This window comes from Sphingomonas sp. S1-29, from assembly GCF_026167545.1.
Taxonomy (GTDB): Bacteria; Pseudomonadota; Alphaproteobacteria; order Sphingomonadales; family Sphingomonadaceae; genus Sphingomonas.
Genome location: NZ_CP110678.1, coordinates 1,727,335 through 1,746,633, shown reverse-complemented (window position 1 = coordinate 1,746,633; position 19,299 = coordinate 1,727,335). Strand labels below are relative to the sequence as shown.

Annotated in this window: 15 protein-coding genes; 6 read left to right on the top strand and 9 right to left on the bottom strand. The window is 66.8% G+C overall.

Translation table 11 applies throughout. The annotated features are described in order from the left end of the window. Nucleotides 1-32 precede the first annotated feature (32 nt). From OKW76_RS08235 to OKW76_RS08225, 3 genes are read right to left on the bottom strand one after another with little or no spacing between them, the layout of a single operon-like run. A complete protein-coding gene (locus OKW76_RS08235; RefSeq protein WP_265548449.1) occupies nt 33-962 on the bottom strand; it encodes a bifunctional riboflavin kinase/FAD synthetase in 930 nt (309 codons plus the stop codon). A gap of 43 nt (nt 963-1,005) precedes the next feature. Beyond that, on the bottom strand, nt 1,006-1,503 hold the full coding sequence (locus tag OKW76_RS08230) for a dihydrofolate reductase (RefSeq protein WP_265548448.1): 498 nt from the start codon (nt 1,501-1,503) through the stop codon (nt 1,006-1,008). Then, on the bottom strand, nt 1,500-2,294 hold the full coding sequence (locus tag OKW76_RS08225) for a thymidylate synthase (RefSeq protein WP_265548447.1): 795 nt from the start codon (nt 2,292-2,294) through the stop codon (nt 1,500-1,502). The genes OKW76_RS08230 and OKW76_RS08225 overlap by 4 nt, the downstream gene beginning before the upstream one ends. A gap of 119 nt (nt 2,295-2,413) precedes the next feature. Between OKW76_RS08225 and OKW76_RS08220 the strand changes: the two genes are divergently transcribed. Next, a complete protein-coding gene (locus OKW76_RS08220) occupies nt 2,414-2,800 on the top strand; it encodes a JAB domain-containing protein (RefSeq protein ID WP_265548446.1) in 387 nt (128 codons plus the stop codon). Between the two features lie 10 nt (nt 2,801-2,810). Here the strand turns inward: OKW76_RS08220 and OKW76_RS08215 are convergent, their stop codons facing one another. The 4 genes from OKW76_RS08215 to OKW76_RS08200 all read right to left on the bottom strand — a co-directional run bounded on the left by OKW76_RS08215 (nt 2,811) and on the right by OKW76_RS08200 (nt 8,712). Further along, nucleotides 2,811-3,569 (bottom strand): class I SAM-dependent methyltransferase, encoded by a 759-nt coding sequence (locus tag OKW76_RS08215; RefSeq protein WP_265548445.1) that lies wholly within the window; start codon nt 3,567-3,569, stop codon nt 2,811-2,813. A 17-nt stretch (nt 3,570-3,586) separates the two neighbouring features. Continuing rightward, complete coding sequence (gene prfB, locus OKW76_RS08210; RefSeq protein WP_265548444.1) at nt 3,587-4,714, bottom strand: peptide chain release factor 2; 1,128 nt, start codon at nt 4,712-4,714, stop codon at nt 3,587-3,589. A 124-nt stretch (nt 4,715-4,838) separates the two neighbouring features. Continuing rightward, on the bottom strand, nt 4,839-7,373 hold the full coding sequence (locus OKW76_RS08205; RefSeq protein ID WP_265548443.1) for a penicillin-binding protein 1A: 2,535 nt from the start codon (nt 7,371-7,373) through the stop codon (nt 4,839-4,841). A 91-nt stretch (nt 7,374-7,464) separates the two neighbouring features. Beyond that, the gene (locus tag OKW76_RS08200; RefSeq protein WP_265548442.1) at nt 7,465-8,712 is read right to left on the bottom strand and encodes an N-acetylmuramoyl-L-alanine amidase; all 1,248 of its coding nucleotides are present in this window, start codon (nt 8,710-8,712) and stop codon (nt 7,465-7,467) included. 475 nt (nt 8,713-9,187) lie between these two features. Between OKW76_RS08200 and OKW76_RS08195 the strand changes: the two genes are divergently transcribed. The 5 genes from OKW76_RS08195 to OKW76_RS08175 all read left to right on the top strand — a co-directional run bounded on the left by OKW76_RS08195 (nt 9,188) and on the right by OKW76_RS08175 (nt 16,087). Next, entirely contained in the window at nt 9,188-11,980 is a 2,793-nt protein-coding gene (locus tag OKW76_RS08195) for an Rne/Rng family ribonuclease (protein WP_416221794.1), read from the top strand. Nucleotides 11,981-12,074: 94 nt separating this feature from the next. Next, a complete protein-coding gene (locus OKW76_RS08190; protein ID WP_265548441.1) occupies nt 12,075-13,421 on the top strand; it encodes a M48 family metalloprotease in 1,347 nt (448 codons plus the stop codon). Further along, a complete protein-coding gene (locus OKW76_RS08185) occupies nt 13,418-14,158 on the top strand; it encodes a DsbA family protein (RefSeq protein WP_265548440.1) in 741 nt (246 codons plus the stop codon). The genes OKW76_RS08190 and OKW76_RS08185 overlap by 4 nt, the downstream gene beginning before the upstream one ends. Before the next feature lie 128 nt (nt 14,159-14,286). Continuing rightward, complete coding sequence (locus OKW76_RS08180) at nt 14,287-15,222, top strand: ABC transporter ATP-binding protein (protein WP_265548439.1); 936 nt, start codon at nt 14,287-14,289, stop codon at nt 15,220-15,222. A 103-nt stretch (nt 15,223-15,325) separates the two neighbouring features. Beyond that, on the top strand, nt 15,326-16,087 hold the full coding sequence (locus tag OKW76_RS08175) for an ABC transporter permease (RefSeq protein ID WP_265548438.1): 762 nt from the start codon (nt 15,326-15,328) through the stop codon (nt 16,085-16,087). Nucleotides 16,088-16,302: 215 nt separating this feature from the next. Here OKW76_RS08175 and OKW76_RS08170 read toward each other — a convergent pair whose 3' ends face one another. After that, a complete protein-coding gene (locus OKW76_RS08170) occupies nt 16,303-18,153 on the bottom strand; it encodes a CocE/NonD family hydrolase (protein ID WP_265548437.1) in 1,851 nt (616 codons plus the stop codon). Between the two features lie 130 nt (nt 18,154-18,283). Next, nucleotides 18,284-19,126 carry a TorF family putative porin gene (locus OKW76_RS08165; protein WP_265548436.1) on the bottom strand — a complete coding sequence of 281 codons (843 nt, stop codon included), beginning with the start codon at nt 19,124-19,126 and terminating at the stop codon, nt 18,284-18,286. Nucleotides 19,127-19,299: the final 173 nt, after the last annotated feature.

The window sequence follows — 19,299 nt, the reverse complement described above, 5'->3', positions numbered from 1 at the left end:
CACCCCCAACCCCTCCCTTCCAGGGAGGGGAGTTACGTCGCCAATATCGCTCTAGCCCGCTCGCAATCGGCGGCCATCTGGACCTTCAGCGCTTCGAGCCCGTCGAACTTGCCTTCGGGCCGCAGGAACGCGATCAGCGCCACCTCGATCACCTGCCCGTACAGATCGCCGTCGAAATCGAAGAAATACGGTTCGAGCAGTTCGACCGGCGCGCCCTCGATCGTCGGGCGTATCCCCAGATTCGCCGCACCCTGCAGCACCCGCCCATCGGCCAACCGCCCGCGCACCGCATAGATGCCGTAGCGCGGGCGCAGATACTGGCCCATCGACAGGTTGGCGGTGGGATAGCCCAACTGTCGCCCGAGCTTCGCGCCATGCTCGACCACGCCCTCGATCGCGAACGGCCGCGTCAGCAGCGCGGCGGCGGCTTGCGGATCGCCGGCGCGCAGATGCTCGCGGATGCTGCTCGACGAGACCACGGCGCCATCGCACAGCACCGGCGCCACGGTGTCGACGCTGTACCCCAGCTCGGCGCCGAGCGTCGCCAGCGTCGCGACATCGCCGTCGCGGCCCTTGCCGAAGGTGAAGTCGGCGCCGGTCACCACCCCGCCCGCGCCGATCCGATCGACCAGCCGCTGTTGCGCGAAGGCACGCGCGGGCAGCCCCGCGAGCTCGGCATCGAAGCCGAACACCAGCATCGCATCGGCCCCCGCCTGGCCAAACAGCCGCTCGCGCTGGTCGAGCGTCGTCAGGCGGAAGGGCGGGGTTTCGGGGCGGAAATGGCGCGCCGGATGCGGATCGAAGGTGGCGACGATCGCGGGGCGCCCCTCGGCGCGCGCGCGCGCGATCGCGCGGCCCACCACTGCCTGGTGCCCGAGGTGGAAACCGTCGAAATTACCCAGCGCCACGATCGCGCCGCGCAAGGGGGCGGGAACCGTCGCGCCGCCGTCGAGCCGCTGCATGGCGCGGCTATAGGGGCGGGCGCGCCGCTTGCAAATGCCCTGCTTAGGGCGCGGTGCGGCGGTTGAGCGTGACGAAATCGAACGCGGGGCGCTCGCCAGCGGCGGGATGTGCTTCGCGCTCGGCTTCGGCCCAGTCGGCTGGGTCGAACGCCGGGACCACCGCGTCGCCCTCGGGGTTGAGATGCACTTCGGTCACTTCGATCCGCGTCGCGTGCGGCAGCAGCAGCGCGTAGATTTGCGCGCCGCCGATCACTGCGAGTTCGGGCGCATCGCCCGCCAGCGCCAGCGCGTCGTCGACCGAATGCGCGACCTCGGCCCCCGCCGCAGTCCAGCCGGTATCGCGCGTCAGCACGATATGCCGGCGACCGGGAAGCAGGCTGGGGAAGCTCTCGAAGGTCTTGCGCCCCATCAGCATCGGCTTGCCCATCGTCATCGCCTTGAAGCGCTTCAGATCGGCGGGCAGCCGCCAGGGCAGCGCGCCGTCGCAGCCGATCACGCCATTGTCGGCGCGCGCGAGGTAGAAGGCGATTGTGCGGGTCAAACCGCCACCGCCGCCTTGATATGCGGCTGCGCGACATAGTCGTTCAGCACGAAATCCTCATATTCATAGGCGTCGATCGACGGCGGGCGGCGCAGGATCGTCAGCGTCGGCAGCGCGCCCGGCGTACGCGACAGCTGCTCGCGCGCCTGGTCGAGGTGATTCTCGTACAAATGGCAATCGCCGCCGGTCCAGATGAACTCGCCGACCTCGAGGTCGCAGATCTGCGCGAGCATGTGCGTGAGCAGCGCATAGCTCGCGATATTGAACGGCACGCCGAGGAAGATGTCGGCCGAGCGTTGGTACAGTTGGAGCGACAGCCGGCCATTGGCGACATGCGTCTGGAACAGGCAGTGACAGGGCGACAGCGCCATCGCGTGCAGCTCGCCGGGGTTCCACGCGGTGACGATCTGCCGGCGCGAGGCGGGATTGCCGCGGATCGTCGCGATCAGCTCGGCGATCTGGTCAACATGCCCGCCCTCGGCGGTCGCCCAATCGCGCCACTGCTTGCCATAGACCGGGCCGAGATCGCCATTCTCGTCGGCCCATTCGTCCCAGATGCGGACCTGGCGATCGCGCAGCCAGCCGATATTGGTGTCGCCGCGCAGGAACCACAGCAATTCGACGATGATCGATCGAAGATGGAGCTTCTTGGTGGTCAGCACCGGGAAACCCTGCGCCAGGTCGAAGCGCATCTGGTGGCCGAACACGCTGCGCGTGCCGACCCCGGTCCGGTCCATCGTGACGACGCCGTGATCGAGCGCGCGTTGCATCAGGTCTAGATATTGCCGCATGCGCCTTGCCTAGCCGAGGCGGCATCGAGCGCCAAGCATCGACCACCAGGCATCGACGAACCATCCGTTCCGGAGCCGGTTCGGTTTCGCGCCGCGCGGCAGGGGTGGGATGATCGCCCATGCTGCGGCTTGCCCCCCGTATCGACGATGTCGCCGCCGCGCACCGGATGTTCGCGGCGATTGCCGCTGTGTCGAACGAGGTCGCGGTGTTCGCCTATCTCGATCACGAGCGCCGGCTGCTCGCGATGCGCCATTCGACGGCGCGCGACGCGATGTCGGTGCGGCTGCCGATCCGCCAGGTCGCCGCCGATGCGATCGCATTCGATGCTGCGGCGCTGGTGATGGCGCACAACCATCCGAGCGGCGATCTGCGGCCAAGCGATGCCGACGTCGCCGCGACGCGCACGCTCGATCGCGCGCTGGCGGCGCTCGATGTCGCGTTGCTCGATCACCTGGTCGTCACGCGCAGCGGCGTGGCAAGCTTCAGGTTGCTCGGATTGCTCTAGCGCGTCGCGGTCACGACGGCATGTCGTCGGTGGCGGTCGGGGCGGGGAGCGCCGGGTCGCGGTCGATCCGGCAGCCGCGAATCGCGTCGGGGGCGGGGCGCGGCCGATCGGCGCGGAACACCGCCATATAGCCGCCCGCCGATTCGGTTTCCTCGGCGCGCACCTGGCGATAGCCGACCGCTTCGAACTCGCATTTGAGCAAAGCGGGCGGGGTGCCGTGGTTCTGCGTCTGGCGATCGGCGTCGACGACGATCACCTCGCCCTTGCCGCGGAGCGAGGGGTGGAGCCGCCAGAGGAACTCATAGGGCTCGGCGATCTCGTGATACATATGCACCAGCAGCACGCGATCGAAGCTGTTCTCGGGCAATTTCGGGTCCGCCGGCAGCCCCAGCCGGACGCTGACATTGTCGAGCCCGTCGCGCGCCACCCGCTCGGCCAGCGCGTCGCGGACCTCGGGAACGATGTCTTGCGCCAATACCCGGCCATTCTCGCCAACGCGCTCGGCCAGCCGGACGGTATAATAGCCCTCGCCCGCGCCGATATCCGCGACCGTCATCCCCGCCTTGATGCCGGCGCGGTCCATCACCTTCTCGGCCTCGTTCACCCGGTCGCGCGCTTCCTCGGTCGACCAGCGGCTCGACACGATGGTGGCGACAGGACGATCGGCGGGGGGGAATTCGCCTACTTTCTCGACCTTTTCGGGCTGCGGCGGGCGTACTTGCGCCTCGCAACCCGACAGGCACAGCGCCGCCAGAACGATCGTCAGCATGGCGGCACCATCCCTTCTCAATCGACGTCCTCCACCTCGACCGTCTCTCCGGTCACGCGCTGCGACAATGCCGCCGCCATGAACGGATCGAGCGCGCCGTCGAGCACGTCCGAAGGCGCGGTCGACGTCACACCGGTACGCAAATCCTTGACCAGCTGATAGGGTTGCAGAACGTAGGAACGGATCTGGTGGCCCCAGCCGATTTCGGTCTTGGCGTTGTATTCGCCCATCGCGGCGGCCTCGCGCTTCTGCAGCTCGGCCTCGTACATCCGCGCCTTGAGCATCCCCATCGCGGTCGCGCGGTTCTTGTGCTGCGAGCGGTCATTCTGGCTGGCGACGATGATCCCCGACGGGATGTGGGTGATCCGCACCGCCGAATCGGTGGTGTTGACGTGCTGCCCGCCCGCGCCCGATGCGCGATAGGTGTCGATCTTGAGGTCGCCCTCGTTGATCTCGATGTCGATCGAATCGTCGATGACCGGATACACCCATACCGAACTGAAGCTGGTGTGCCGCCGCGCGGCGCTGTCATAGGGGCTGATCCGCACCAGCCGATGGACGCCGCTTTCGGTCTTGGCATAGCCATAGGCGTTCTCGCCCTTGAGCAGCAACGTCGCCGACTTGATGCCCGCCTGGTCGCCGCCATGATAGTCGACTAGTTCGACCTTCATGCCCTTTCGTTCGGCCCAGCGCATATACATGCGCTGGAGCATCTCGGCCCAGTCCTGGCTCTCGGTGCCGCCGGCGCCGGCATGGACCTCGAGATAGGCGTCGTTGCCATCGGCTTCGCCCGCCAGCAGCGCCTTGACCTTGTCGACCTCGGCGCGCTCCATCAGCGCTTTCAGCGCGAGCGTGCCTTCGTTCGCCATCTCTTCGTCGCCCTCGGCGTCGGCCATGTCGATCAACTCGGCGGTGTCGGCGAGCTCGCTTTCGATCGCGCGCGTCGCGCCGATCGCGCTGTCGAGCCGCTGGCGCTCGCGCATCACTTCCTGCGCCGCGCGGGGGTTATCCCACAGGCTCTGGTCCTCGACGCGCGCGTTCAGCTCGTCGAGCCGGCGCAGCGCGCGGTCCCAGTCGAGAAAGCGGCGCAGCAGTTCGAGTGCGGCGTTGATCTTGTCGGCGTAAGCCTGCGCTTCGGCGCGCATGGTATTGCTCCAGTGAGTAGGACGTCATTCCAGCGAAAGCCGGAATCTCGTGCGGCAAAGGCGAGGCGTTGCAACGAGGAGATCCCAGTTTTCGCCGGGATGACGATAGGTGCTCGGGCTTGCGCTAATAGATTCCGCCCTCTCTTTGCAAGAAATCGCTGTCGCTGGGACGATTTGCCTTGGTGGTGGCCTTCTTCTTCACCTCGGCCTTGGCGGGATCGGCCTCGCCACCGCGGCGGCTGCGGCGGCGCGGTTCGCTCTCGGGCTTGAAGGCTTCCCAGATCACCGACGCCTTGGGATCCGATGTCGGCCAAGCGCCATAGACCGGGCGGCCGCTGGCGCGATCGATGCGGACCATGCGGATGCCGGCGGGCGCGCGGAAGGGAAGGACTTCCATCCCCTCATACGCCTTGGTCGCGAACGCCTTGTAGATCGGCGCGGCGATCGTTCCGCCCTGCGCATAGCCGCCCAGGTTCGCGGGCTGGTCATAGCCCAGATACAGCCCGGCGATCATCTGCGGGGTGCCGCCGACGAACCACACGTCGGTCGGGCCCGAGGAGGTGCCGGTCTTGCCCATGATCGGCCGCCCGAGATCGCGCAGCGTCGTCGCGGTGCCGCGTTCGATCACCCCCTCCATGACGTGCGTCATCTGGTACGCGCTCATCGGCTCGACCACCTGGCGTGCGCGCACCACCGGCCGCGGCATCGGCTTGCCGTCCCAATCGGGGGCGTTGCAGCGTTCGCAGGCGCGCCAATTCTCGGGCCAGATCACCTCGCCGCGGCGGTTCTGGACGAAATCGATGACGCTCGGGGTCAGCGCGCGGCCGTTGTTCGCCAGGATCGAATAGGCGTTGACCATCTTGACCACCGTGGTTTCGCCAGCGCCCAGCGCGAACGAAAGATACGGCGGGTATTTGGTGTCGCTGACGCCGATCCGCTGCATCAGCGAAACGACCTTGTCCATGCCGGTGCGGTTCGCCGCCTGCACCGTCATCAGGTTGCGCGACTGTTCGAGGCCCCAGCGCATCGTCTTGGGCCCGGCGCCGCGCGCATTGCCGAAATTGCGGAAGCATTTGTTGCCCAGCCGCGCCCCCTGATAGACGCAGAAGGGGCCATCGACGATGATCGAGGCGGGCGTCATCCCGTTTTCGAGCGCGGCGGCATAGACGATCGGCTTGATCGTCGAACCCGGCTGGCGCATCGCCTGCGTCGCGCGGTTGAACGACTGGATGCTGCTGTCGAAGCCGCCCTGCATCGCCAGGATTCGACCGGTGCGCGGATCTTCGACGACCATGCCGCCCGATACCTTGGGCACGGTGCGCAGCGCATAGCCCGAGCCCTCGGGCGCGACCGCGATCACATCGCCCGATTTCAGCGCGGCGAAGGCGGTGCCGCCCTTCGATCGCACCGGCATCTGCGCGGCGCCGCGCGAAAGCCGCGCGGTTTCGCCGTCGGCAAAGCCGATCTGCGCGGCGTCGCTATCCCTCGACACCACCACCGCGGCGCGCCAGTTTTCGTAGTTCAGCCCGACATTGCTGCCCAGGAACACCTGCTGCCAATTGTCGCCGTCGATCTCGAGCGTGGCGATCGGCCCCGACCAGCCGCGGCCGCGTTCGAAGCGGATCAGCCCCTGCCGCAGCGCATCGGCGGTGAAGCCTTGCAGCCGATTGTCGAGTGAGGTTCGCACCCACAGCCCGCCGGCATAGACGCTATACGGGCCCGCCTCGGCATTATCGCCGAATTTGTCGGCCAATTGCCGCCGGACTTCCTCGATGAAATAGCCCGCCTCCGAGCGCAGCACCGAGTTGCGCTGGCGCACCAGTCCCAGCGGCTGCGCCATCGCTTCGCGATAGAGCTGCTCGGTAATGAAGCGATTGCGCAGCATCTCGCCGAGCACATAGCCGCGCCGTTCCATCGCGCGATCGGCATTGGCCGCGCGCCCATAGGATTCGGGTGCCTTTGGCAAGGTCGCCAGGAACGCCATCTCGTGCAGCTGGAGGTCGACGACGTCCTTGTCGAAATAGGCGCGCGCCGCGGCTTGCACGCCGAAGCTGCGGCGGCCCATCGGGATACCGTTCAAATAGAGTTCGAGAATCTCGGCCTTCGAGAGCGCCTGTTCGATGCGATAGGCCAGGATCGCCTCGCGGACCTTGCGCGTCGGCGAATATTCGTTGCCGATCAGCAGGTTCTTGGCGACCTGCTGGGTGATGGTCGATCCGCCGCGCGCGCGCTCGCCGGTGCCCATCTTCGACACATAATCGACGATCGCGCCGGCAAAGCCCGGAATGTCGATCCCCGAATGCTCGAAGAAGGTGCGATCCTCGGCCGCCAGGAAGGCGCGGACCAGCATCGGCGGATATTCGGCGAAGTCGAGCTCGACGCGGCGTTCGCGCTCATAGGTGTGGATCGGCGTGCCATCGATGCCGCGCACGTTGCTCGGCAGATCGGGCTCATAAGCGCGCAGCGCATCGACCGAGGGCAGGTCGCGCGCGAACAATGCCCAGAAGCCGACGACCCCCAGGCCGGCGAGCAGCGCCAGCACCGCGAGCACGCGAAACCACCAGCGGCGGCGGGTGCGCGACAGTCCTTCGCGGAACGCGGTCCAGCGGCCGTGCGGCGCAGGCTGCTGGGTCAAGCTGGTATCGGTGGGTTCCGCCATGGTCGGCGCGGTTTAGACGAAGCGCCAGGGGATGGAAATGGGGGTGGTGGCTGGCCCGTCGTGCTTGCTGCCCGGGCGTGCCCGCCCCGGGTCAACGTGCGGCCATCCGCCGCGCGAAGAAGATTTCGGTCGCGCGCTTCACGCTTTCAGCGATCTTTTCGCGGCCCTCGCGCGAATTGATGAAGTCGGCATCGCCCTTGTTCGAGAGATAGCCGGTCTCGAACAGCACCGACGGCATGTCGGGCGCCTTGAGCACCATCAGCGACGCCATCCGGTGGAAGACGGGCTTCACCGGGATCAGCGGCTGCGCCTCGCGCCCGAGCAGTCGCGCGAAATTGGCCGAGCGGTTCATCGTTTCGCGCTGCGCCAGGTCGATCAGCAGCGACGAGATGTCGCCGCTGGTGTCGCCAAGGTCGATTCCGGCGAGGATATCGGCGCGGTTCTCGCGCGCCGCCAATCGCGCGGCTTCCTTGTCCGATGCGACTTCGGACAGGGTGTAGGCGGTGGCGCCGGTCGCCAGCGGGTTGCCCGCACTGTCGCAATGGACCGAGATGAACAGATGCGCGCCCAGCCGGCGGGCGATGCCATAGCGTTCCTGCAGGATCAGGAATTTGTCGCTCTCGCGCGTCAATGCGACGCGGACGCGACCCGATTCGAGCAGGCGGTCCTTGATCGCCAGCGCGGTCTTGAGCGTCAGGTCCTTCTCGCGAAGCCCGGTTTCGGGCGAAAGCGCGCCGGGGTCGTGGCCGCCATGCCCGGCGTCGATCACCACCAGCGGGCGGCTGTCGTCGTCGCCATAGACGCGCGGCAGCGGCGGGGCCTTGCGCGCGGCGGGGACGCGCATCGATACCTTGTGGACGTCGGGCCGCTCGGGGCGGCGCGAAAAGCCGAAATTCTTTCGCCCGGCGACTGCTTCGCGTGCGAAGCGGTCGTCGGAGACGGTGGTGAGTTCGAGGGTGAGCTTGCGGCCGCTATCGTCGAAGCGGCCTTCGGTGACGATCGCCGGGCGGGTAAGGTCGAAGACAATCCGCGCGCCGTCGTCGCCGAGCCGGCCCTGGCGGACCGCCGACACCGGCCCGTTTGGCGTAGCAGGCGCGCCGGCCCGCGTATCCGCCAGGTCGAGCGCGATGCGCCGCGGGGTGTCGAGCACGAAGGTCGATGCGTTCGCGACCGCGCCGTCGAAGGTGATCACGATCCGATCGCGCCTCACTTCGATATCGCGGACGTCGCCGGCCCAGGCGGGCATGCCACCGAGCCAGCACGCTAAAAGGGCGACGAAAAGCGACACCCGGTAGCTATGCCGCCCCCGATACGCAGCGGTCCAGCCCAAAACCTTCATTCGATGCGTCCCAAAACTCTTTCGTCTTGCGATAGCGGGTCGCGCTTTGCGGCACGGTGAAGCGATGTGGTTATCCCGAAATTAGGCAAAATCCTGCCGCCGCCCGGCAACCGGCTGCCAGTTGATGCGCGCGCGATGCAATGCTACGCCATGTAACAACCGCAAGGATGTTTCACGGTCGTGATCGTTCCATACGGTATCCTTGCCCGTCCCCGGCGTTTCCGGGGACGCGGCATATCCAGGTTGACGCTGCAAATGAGGCAATTTTCGCATCCGACGCATCCCCTCGCCGCGACGAGCGGCGGGTGCGTGACCGGAGCGAAGCAGTCGGGCCATGCGCCCGACCGTGCCTGCGCAGCAGAGGCACTTCATCCAAACCGCGCGGCCAGGCCAGGGATCGACCCGGCAGCCGCCCTTCACGAACGCGCGCCACTGCCGGCCGCCAGGCCCGCGCGGCGCGCGCGGAGACACATCAATGACCACGCGTATGCTGATCGACGCACGCCACCGGGAAGAGACCCGGGTTGCCGTCGTCAAGGGAAACCGGATCGAGGAATTTGATTTCGAGAGTGCCGAGCGCAAGCAGCTCAAGGGCAATATCTATCTCGCCAAGGTAACCCGCGTCGAACCGTCGCTGCAGGCGGCGTTCGTCGACTATGGCGGCAACCGCCACGGATTCCTGGCGTTCAGCGAAATCCATCCCGATTATTATCAGATCCCCAAGGAGGACCGCGACGCGCTGCTGCGCGAAGAGGCCGAGCATGCCGCCGAAGAGGCAGCGCTGCGCGACGATGACGACGACGATGATGACGGCGACCACGACGACGATCATGGCGATCTCGAGATGGTCGAGGGTCGTTCGGACGACGACGACGACGATCATCACGACGACGAGGACAGCGAAGCGTCGAGCGGCGATGGCGAAGGCCAGCCGCGCCGCCGCAAGAAGGGCGCGAGCGAGGATCCCGCGGTCGAGGCATTGCGCCAGCGCCGGCTGAACCTGCGTCGCCGCTACAAGATCCAGGACGTCATCCGCCGCCGTCAGGTGCTGCTGGTGCAGGTCGTGAAGGAAGAGCGCGGCAACAAGGGCGCGGCGCTCACCAGCTATTTGTCGCTCGCCGGGCGCTATTGCGTGCTGATGCCCAACACCGCGCATGGCGGCGGGATCAGCCGCAAGATCAGCAATGCTGGCGATCGCAAGCGGCTGAAGTCGATCATGGCCGATCTGCAATTGCCGCCGACGATGGGCTGCATCGTCCGCACCGCCGGATTGCAGCGCACCAAGGTCGAGATCAAGCGCGACTTCGATTATCTCGCGCGGCTGTGGGACGGGATTCGCGAGGAGACGCTGAAGTCGTCGGCACCCGCACTCGTCTATGGCGACAGCGACCTGATGAAGCGCGCGATCCGCGACATCTATAACAAGGACATCGACGAGGTGATCGTCGAAGGGCCGGAGGGCTATCGCCAGGCCAAGGAGTTCATGAAGCTGCTGATGCCGTCGCATGCGCGGCGGGTGCAGCATTATTCGGACGCGGTGCCGTTGTTCCAGCGTCACCAGGTCGAGGACCAGCTCGCGGCGATGTACCATCCGGTGGTGCAGCTCAAATCGGGCGGCTATCTGGTCATCAACCCGACCGAGGCATTGGTGTCGATCGACATCAACTCCGGTCGCTCGACGCGCGAGCATAATATCGAGCAGACCGCGACCGCGACCAATTTGGAAGCAGCCGCCGAAATCGCGCGCCAGCTGCGGCTGCGCGACATGGCAGGCCTGGTCGTCATCGACTTCATCGACATGGATCACGGATCGAATGTCCGGAAGGTCGAAAAGGCGATGAAGGAGGCGCTCAAGAACGATCGCGCGCGGATCCAGGTCGGTCGGATCAGTTCGTTCGGGCTGATGGAAATGAGCCGCCAGCGGCTGCGTACCGGGGTGCTTGAGGCATCGACCCGCCAATGTCCGCATTGCGAGGGCACCGGCTTGGTACGCACCGCGTCGTCGGCTGGCCTTTCGGCGCTGCGGATGATCGAGGACGAAGCGGCACGCGGCCGTGGCAGCCAGTTGCTGCTGCGCGCGAGCCAGGAAGCTGCCTTTTACGTGCTCAACAAGAAGCGCGGCGACATCGCCGAGATCGAGGAACGCTATGGCGTGACCGTCGAGGTGACGTCGGACGGCGAGATCGAGGGTGCGCGCATGACGGTCGAGGCGGGTGGCCCGCCGCCGGCCTATGCCCCGCGTTTCGATCCGGTGGTCGAGGAGCCCGAGGACGATCTCGAAATCTTCGAGGAAGAAGAAGAGATCGAGGAGGAGGTCGAGGCCGAGGTCGTCGAGCCACGTCGCCCGCGCGAACGCAAGGCGGCCGAAGGCGAGGCCGAGGCTGAAGGCGAGGGGGATGGCGCACGCCGCCGCCGTCGTCGCCGGCGCGGCCGTCGTGGTCGTGCGCGCGACGACCAGAATGGCGTCGAGGGTGAGGCCGGTGCCGATGGCGAAGCCGACGCAGGCGAGGCGGATGGCGTCGCTGGTGAATCGATCGAGGTTAATGCCGAGGACGATCTCGACGAGGATCGCGCGGTCTATGGTCCGGCGGGTGGCGAAACGCCGCAGGCCGAGCGCGAAGACGGCGGCGAGCGTCGCGGCAAGCGGCGGCGGCGTGGCCGTCGCGGCGGTCGTCGCGACTCGGGCGAGACCGCAGCGGGCGAGCAGGCGGCTGAGGCCGAAGACGAGCCGCTGGTGATCGAGGCGGGCGACGCAGCCCCGTTCGCGATGCCGGTGGTCGAGCCCGACGCCGATCTGCCCGAGGCCGAAGCGGCACCCAAGCCGCGGCGCACGCGTCGTCGCAAGCCGAGCGCGCTCGCCGCGCCGGTCGAAGCCGAGGTGACGGAGGAGCCAGCGCCGGTCGAAGCACCGGTGATCGAGGCGGTTGCCGAAGAACCCGCGCCCAAGCCGCGGCGTACCCGGCGCAAGAAGGCCGACGAGGGTGCGGTCGAGGCGGTACCGGTGCCGGCCGAAGCCGAGCCCGTAGCCGAAAAGCCCAAGCGCACGCGCCGCAAGAAGGTAGCCGAGGACGCACCCGCTGCGATCGAGGCCGATACCGGGTCGGTAGTGCAGGACGCTGCGCCGGTGGCGACCGAGCGCGCGGCTTCGGCCGACGCGGTCGATGGCAGCGCGTCGTCCGACGCGAGCGATCGCGACGGCACCGAGGGTGAAGAAGGCGGCGACGGGTCACCTCGCCGCGGCTGGTGGCAGCGCACCTTCGGGGCCTGACGCTTGACCCGGGGGCCGTGCGTCTCGCGACGCACGGCCCCTTGTTTCGCGCACGGGCGTTGATCCGCGCGCCGAAACCGCCGATATGTAAGCGATGAAGCGCTTGTTCCCCGTAATCGCGCTCGTCACGCTGCTGGCAGCCCAGCCCGCTGCCGCGCAATCGATCCTCCGCGATGCCGAGACCGAGGCGTTGCTCAACGACATGGCGCGGCCGATGATCGAGGCCGCCGACCTCAATCCGCGCAACGTGCGGATGGTGCTGATCAACGATGGCTCGATCAACGCCTTCGTCGCCGGCGGGCAGGCGGTGTACATCCATTCGGGGCTGATCAACGCTGCCGACAGCGCCAACGAAGTCCAGGGCGTGATCGCGCACGAGCTTGGCCATGTCACCGGCGGCCATGTGCCGCTGCAGGGCCAGATGATGAAAGAGGCGATGGGGATGACGATCCTCAGCCTGGTGCTGGGCGTCGCCGCGATCGCGGTGGGCGCGGGCGAGGCGGGGGCGGGAATCCTCGCGGCGGGGCAGCAGGCGGCGATGGGCAGCTTCCTGGCCTTTTCGCGCGGCCAGGAATCGGCGGCCGATGCCGCGGGGGTGCGCTATCTCAACACCGCCAAGGTCAGCGGGCGCGGGATGCTCGACTTCTTCAAGAAGCTGCAGAACCAGGAATTCCGCCTCGCGATCCCGCAGAATAACGGCTATCAGCGCACCCATCCGCTGTCGGGCGAGCGGATCGCCAATCTGACCGGCGACTTGTCGGTGGCGCCGGCGTTCAACGCGCCGGTCGACGCCGACATGCAAGCACGCTTCAAACGCGTCCAGGCCAAGCTTCGCGGCTATGTCAACGATGCGCCGGCGACCTTGCGCAGCTATCCCGCGACCGACAATTCGATCCCCGCGCATTATGCGCGCGCTTATGCCTTCCACCGCACCGGCTATCCGGCGAAGGCGGCGGCCGAGGCGGCGGCGCTGGTGCAATACGCGCCGCACGATCCCTATTTCCTCGAGCTGCAGGGGCAGATCCTGCTCGAATCGGGCAAGCCCGTCGAAGCGCTGGCGCCGCTGCGCGAGGCGACGACCAAGACGCGCTTCCAGCCGCTGATCGCCACTACCTTCGGCCACGCGCTGATCGCGACCGAGGACCCCCAGCATCTGCCCGAGGCCGAAAAAATCCTGCGGCTGGCGGTAGCGCGCGACGATCGCAACCCGTTCGCCTGGTATCAACTGGGGGTGGTGTACGAGCGCAAGGGCGACGGCGCGCGCGCCGCGCTCGCCGCCGCCGAACAGGCCAGCCTGTCGAACGAACCGATGCGCGCCTTGGTGAGCGCGCGCGCGGCGATGGCGGGGTTGCCGCCGGGTACCCCCGACTATATCCGCGCACAGGATATCCAGATGACCGCCGAATTCGCGGTGAAGGACCAGAAGGGCCGCCGCCGATGATCGAACGTTTGTTGCGAAGCCCCATCCTGCTGGCGATCGCCTTCCTGTTCGCCGGGCTGGTGGGGGCGGCGGTCTATGCCTCGGTCCGCCCCGCGGCCGGCGGCGCCGATCGCGCGGGGGTCGAGGCGACGGTGCGCGACTATATCCTGGCCAACCCCGAGATCATTCCGCAGGCGATGGAGCGGCTGCGCGACCGCGAAACCGGGAAGGTGGTGCAGGCCAACCGCGCTGGCATCGTCACCCCGTTCGGCAGCGCGTGGAAGGGGGCCAAGACCCCCGACGTCACCGTCGTCGCCTATATGGACTATGCCTGCGGCTATTGCCGCGCCAGCCTGCCCACGCTCGACCGGCTGATCGCCGCCGACCCCAAGGTACGCGTGGTGTTCCGCGAGCTGCCGATCCTGAGCGCCGAAAGCCGCACCGCCGCCGAATGGAGCCTGGCCGCCGCCCGGCAGGGCAAGTTCGCCGCCTATCACGACGCGCTGTTCGCGGCGGGCCGCCTGACCCCGCAATCGATCGACGCCGCGATCGCCCGCGCGGGGCTGAACCGCGCGGCGGGGCAGGCCTTTGCGCGATCGAAGGCGGCGACCGACGAATTGTCAAAGAACCTGTCGATGGCCGGGCAATTGGGCATGACCGGCACCCCCGCCTGGGTGATCGGCAACCGCGTGCTGGCGGGCGCGATCCCGCTCGAACAGATGCAGGCGGCGGTGACTGCGGCGCGCGCGGCGAATTAGGGGCTGGTTGGCTGCCGGCCCCGGCGGCGATGCCTGCGCCGGAGCAAGCCCGGGGTGATGGTTTGGGAACTTGTCCTTGCCGCCCGCGCGCCCTAGCTAACGCGCACACGAACCGACCGCGGGGGCCCATGCAGACCGAACCGATCCTCGCCATTCGCGGCGTCAGCAAGACCTATGCCTCGGGCCACCAGGCGCTCAAATCGGTCGATCTCGATATCGCGAAGGGCGAGATTTTCGCGCTGCTCGGCCCCAATGGCGCGGGCAAGACGACGTTGATCTCGATCGTCTGCGGGATCGTCACCCCGACGACCGGCACGATCACCGTCGCGGGGCGCGATGCGCAGGCCGAGTATCGCTATGCGCGATCGGTCATCGGGCTGGTGCCGCAGGAATTGTCGACCGACGCGTTCGAAAGCGTAATCGCCACCGTCCGCTTCAGTCGCGGGCTGTTCGGCAAGAAGCGCAACGATGCGTATCTCGAACAAGTGCTGCGCGACCTGTCGCTTTGGGACAAGCGCGATGCCAAGCTGCTCGAATTGTCGGGCGGCATGAAGCGCCGCGTGCTGATCGCCAAGGCGCTGAGCCACGAACCCGACATCCTGTTCCTCGACGAGCCCACCGCGGGGGTCGACGTGTCGCTTCGCCGCGACATGTGGCGGCTGGTCCACCGGCTGCGCGAGCGCGGCGTGACGATCATCCTGACGACACATTATATCGAGGAGGCCGAGGAAATGGCCGACCGGGTGGGCGTCATCAACAAGGGCGAATTGCTGCTGGTCGAGCGCAAGGCCGATCTGATGAAGAAGCTGGGCAAGCGCCAGATGGAGATCGCGCTGGTCGAGCCGATGGTCGCGGTGCCGAGCGAGCTTGCCGAATGGGATCTGGCGCTGATCGATGAGGGGCATAAATTGCGCTATGTCTTTGATGCCCAGGCCGAGCGGACGGGCATCCCCTCGCTGCTGCGCCGCCTCGCCGACATGGGGGTGGCGTTCAAGGATCTCGACACGTCGAAGTCGAGCCTCGAGGATATCTTCGTCGATCTGGTCGAGGAGCGCGCGGCATGAACAGACGCGCTCTCCCCACCGTTCGTTTCGAGCGCAGTCGAGAAACTGCCGCGCGCGCCGAACAAGGTTTCTCGACGATGCTCGAAACGAACGGATGTTACGCATGAACCTCCACGGCGTCGCGGCGATCTATCGCTTCGAAATGGCGCGCTTCGGGCGCACCTTCTGGCAGTCGATCGTCACCCCGGTGATCACGACTGCGCTGTATTTCATCGTCTTCGGCGGCGCGATCGGCAGCCGTATGGAGGCGATCGACGGCGTGGGCTATGGCAGCTTCATCGTCCCCGGGCTGATCATGCTGACGTTGCTGACGCAGAGCCTGTCGAATGCGTCGTTCGGCATTTATTTCCCGAAATTCACCGGCACGATCTATGAATTGCTGTCGGCGCCGGTTTCGACCTTCGAATTGCTGCTTGGCTATGTCGGCGCGGCGGCGAGCAAGTCGATGCTGATCGGGCTGATCATCCTGGCGACCTCGACCTTCTTCGTCGACCTTCGCATCGAACATCCGGCGATGATGGTCGCCTTCCTGATCCTGACCTCGGTGACCTTCAGCCTGTTCGGCTTCATCATCGGCATCTGGGCCAAGGGGTTCGAGCAATTGTCGCTGGTCCCCGCGTTGCTGATCACCCCGCTGACCTTCCTCGGCGGTGCCTTTTATTCGATCGACATGCTGCCCGAGCCTTGGCGGACGGTGAGTCTGTTCAACCCGGTGGTGTATCTGGTTAGCGGGTTTCGCTGGAGCTTTTTCGGCCAGGGCGATGTCAGCGTGTGGTTGAGCCTGGGGGTGACGTTTGCGTTCCTGCTGGGGTGCGCCGCGCTGGTGGGGTGGATGTTCAAGACCGGGTATCGGTTGAAGCGGTAGAAGTGCTCCGACCGTAAGGGGGTGGGTTACTTACAACCGCCCGTGCGTATCCGCCCCCTCCGCCGCTGCGCGGCACCTCCCCCTGGCGGGGGAGGATTGCAGTGTGTCCCGAGACTGACCTCATCCTCCCCCGCAAGGGGGAGGGGGACCAGCGAAGCTGGTGGAGGGGGCGGACACGCACGGGCTGCTTATGCCCCGTCCCACCAACCCTCGGCTCAGCGCATCACCGGCAACGCCACGTACGATCCCGCACAAACCCGCTGAGTCGCCTTCACGAAATCCTCCGCCTTTGCCTTGTAGATATTGGGCACGAACTTCTGCGGGTTGCGGTCGATCATCGGGAACCAGCTCGACTGGACCTGCACGATGATCCGGTGCCCCGCCTTGAAGACATGGTCGTGGTCCTTCATCGGCACGTCCCACGCCACCACCTTGTTGGGCACCAGCGGCTTGGCGGTCTCGTAGCTTTCGAGCCAGCGGCCGCGGCGGACCTCCATCGCGATCGGGAACTGATAGCCGTTGAGCGTCTTGGGATAATCGCCCAGCGCGCGGCCGGGGGCGGGTTCGTAATCGTCGGGCAGCACGTCGATCAGCTTGACCACCATGTCGCTGTCGGTGCCGCTGGTCGATGCCATCAGCCGCGCCGCGACCGCGCCGGTGACGGTCAGATCAGCCTCGAGCGGGGCGCTGGTATAGGTCAACACATCGGGACGGCCATCGACGAAGCGCTGGTCGGCAGCTTCCCACCAGCGCCATTCCTGGGAGGGATAGGTGCGGGAGATCGGGCGCTCGCGAAACGGCACCGGATTGGCGGGGTCCGACAGATAGTCGCGGCAGCCCTCGCCCGCCGCCGGCGCGGTGAACGACAGGCTGCCGTCGGCGCGCAGATACAGGTTCGTCGCGGCGGCGGCGCGCGGCGGCCATTGCGGATAGTCCTTCCACGCCCAGGAGCCGCTCTGGAACATCCGCGCTTCGAACGCGGGTTTGGGGCCCTTGCCGTGCAGCCAGTGCGCGAAGAACGGCGCTTCGATGTCGCGGCGGAACGCAGTGCCGCTCTCGGTGCCGAACTTGATATAGCCGACATCGCTGCCCGGCCCGCGCCAACTGCCATGCGCCCACGGACCCGCGACGATCATGTTCAGGCCGTCGGGGTCGGCAGCCTCCATCCGTTCGTAGATTTTCCAGGTGCCCAGCGGATCTTCCTGGTCCCAGAATCCCGCGACATGCAGCGTCGGCACCGTCGTCTTGCCCAGCCGATCGGTCCAGCGATTGGCCTTCCAGAACGAATCATAATTCGGCCGGTCGATGATCGAACGCAGCATAGGCACGCTGCCCTTGAAATATTGCGTATCGAGATTCTCGACCGGGCCAAGCTTGAGGAACCAGGCATAGGTGTCGACCACGCCCTTGCCGCCATAATCGAAATCGCGGCCTTGATCATTGTTCTGCAGCGAGAACAGCCAGTCGGTGGCGTAGGACAGGCGGAACGCGCCATAGCGGTGGAGATCGTCGTTGATCCACCAGTCGTTCCACGCCGCCTGTGGGCTGACGGCTTTGAGCGCGGGATGCGGCTTGGCGAGCGCGACCGCGGCGGCATAACCGGGGTAAGACACGCCCCACATGCCGACCTTGCCGTTGTTGCCCTTCACGTTCTTCACCAGCCAGTCGACGCTGTCATAGCCGTCGGTCGCTTCGTCGATCGCGTCCGAGCCGGCGGGTGCGAGCGCCATCGACATGGTGAAGTCGCCATCGGATTTGAACTGGCCGCGCATGTTCTGGAACACCAGGATGTAGCCGTCGTCGACCAGGAAGCGCATATCGGCGGGGATCGTCGCGGGAACACCGCCGGGGACGCCATAGGGGCTGCGCTGGAACAGGATCGGCAGCGGGCCGGTCTTGTCGGTCGGGCGCAGGATCACCGTCTGCAACCGTGCGCCGTCGCGCATCGGCACCATCAGTTCTTCAAAGGTGAAGGGGAGGGCTGCACTTGCCTGTCGGCCCGGGGCGGCATGGCCGAGTCCGGTGGTGGCGAGCAGCAGGGCGAGCAGGGGGGTGTGAAGGCGCAATCGGCGAGGGCTCCGGTTGGATGCCGGGAGAACAGCGCAAGCGCGTGACTTTGTCGAGTGGGCTTTGTCGCGGCCCCGGTCGCCATCCCCGCTCGCGCGGGAATGGCGAAAAGGCTGGCGTTCGTTCGACTTAGAACGCGGCGGTCAGCGAGAAGACGACGGTGCCGTCGGCAATGCTGTCGAACCCGCCCTTCGAGAAGTTGGGCAGCAGATAGGCGCCATCGGCATCGCTGATGTCGGTGCCGACATAGGTAACCCCTAAGGTGAGGCCGCTATAGGTCAGGTCGGCGCCGACGGCGTAATCCCAATATTGCCCGGTTGGGGCGACGCTGGTGCCGTTGGGGCCGAGCCCCGGATTGCCGTCCGAATAGCCGATATGGCCGCGCAGGCTGATCGGGGTGTTGGGGATCGCTGCGACCGCGTCGCCCGACAGGTAGAGATTGTCTTCCTTGTCGCCCGGATCGTTATAGACCCCGGCGGCCGCATCGGCGCCGGTGAAATACCAGCGGCCCAGCGCCTCCTGCGAGGGCGCGTAGAAGACGCCCGCAGTCAGCGAAACCGGCCCGGCGGTGCCCGACAGCTTCACATAGGGTTCGATGAAGTCGGTGGTGTTGGCGCCATCGGGGTACATGTACCACGTCGCGCCGATATCGAGCGTGCCGCCGCCGCCGACCGGGGTCTTGAAGCCGGCGAACAGGTCGAGCTCGAGGTTGGGGCCGCCGAAGGTGCCCCAGCCGGCGAGGTTCGATCCCCAGAAGCCGCCATAGACGCCGCTCTCATGCGCGACGGTCGCGCCGCCCTGGATCACGAAGCCCTTGTCGGACTGCGAGACGCCGCGGAAGCGATAGTCGGAGGCGAGGGTGACGCTGCCCGAAACGGTGACCGGTTCGGGCGGTGCGGTTTCCTCCTGCGCAAATGCAGGGGTGGCGCACGTCAGAAGCAGGGCTGAAAGCCCCAGAGTAGAGAAACGCATCGGGTCCCTTTCGGATAGAAGGCGATGGTTCTCTCCTGCTGCCCGACGGTCCCGCGTCTGCCGATGCCCTGGGGCATGCGCGCGATATACTAGTCGAACGTAGTAACGTTGCCGCAACGAGCGGCAACGCACAACTTTATTCTGCTGCCTTGCACAAAACGACCGTTTTTGTG

Bases quoted from the DNA above. Each gene is read 5' to 3' on its own strand.
- OKW76_RS08235 (WP_265548449.1), bottom strand. From the start codon at position 962: ATGCAGCGGCTCGACGGCGGCGCGACGGTTCCCGCCCCCTTGCGCGGC.
- OKW76_RS08225 (WP_265548447.1), bottom strand. From the start codon at position 2,294: ATGCGGCAATATCTAGACCTGATGCAACGCGCGCTCGATCACGGCGTC.
- OKW76_RS08220 (WP_265548446.1), top strand. From the start codon at position 2,414: ATGCTGCGGCTTGCCCCCCGTATCGACGATGTCGCCGCCGCGCACCGG.
- OKW76_RS08215 (WP_265548445.1), bottom strand. From the start codon at position 3,569: ATGCTGACGATCGTTCTGGCGGCGCTGTGCCTGTCGGGTTGCGAGGCG.
- prfB (WP_265548444.1), bottom strand. From the start codon at position 4,714: ATGCGCGCCGAAGCGCAGGCTTACGCCGACAAGATCAACGCCGCACTC.
- OKW76_RS08205 (WP_265548443.1), bottom strand. From the start codon at position 7,373: ATGGCGGAACCCACCGATACCAGCTTGACCCAGCAGCCTGCGCCGCAC.
- OKW76_RS08200 (WP_265548442.1), bottom strand. From the start codon at position 8,712: ATGAAGGTTTTGGGCTGGACCGCTGCGTATCGGGGGCGGCATAGCTAC.
- OKW76_RS08195 (WP_416221794.1), top strand. From the start codon at position 9,188: ATGACCACGCGTATGCTGATCGACGCACGCCACCGGGAAGAGACCCGG.
- OKW76_RS08190 (WP_265548441.1), top strand. From the start codon at position 12,075: ATGAAGCGCTTGTTCCCCGTAATCGCGCTCGTCACGCTGCTGGCAGCC.
- OKW76_RS08185 (WP_265548440.1), top strand. From the start codon at position 13,418: ATGATCGAACGTTTGTTGCGAAGCCCCATCCTGCTGGCGATCGCCTTC.
- OKW76_RS08180 (WP_265548439.1), top strand. From the start codon at position 14,287: ATGCAGACCGAACCGATCCTCGCCATTCGCGGCGTCAGCAAGACCTAT.
- OKW76_RS08175 (WP_265548438.1), top strand. From the start codon at position 15,326: ATGAACCTCCACGGCGTCGCGGCGATCTATCGCTTCGAAATGGCGCGC.
- OKW76_RS08165 (WP_265548436.1), bottom strand. From the start codon at position 19,126: ATGCGTTTCTCTACTCTGGGGCTTTCAGCCCTGCTTCTGACGTGCGCC.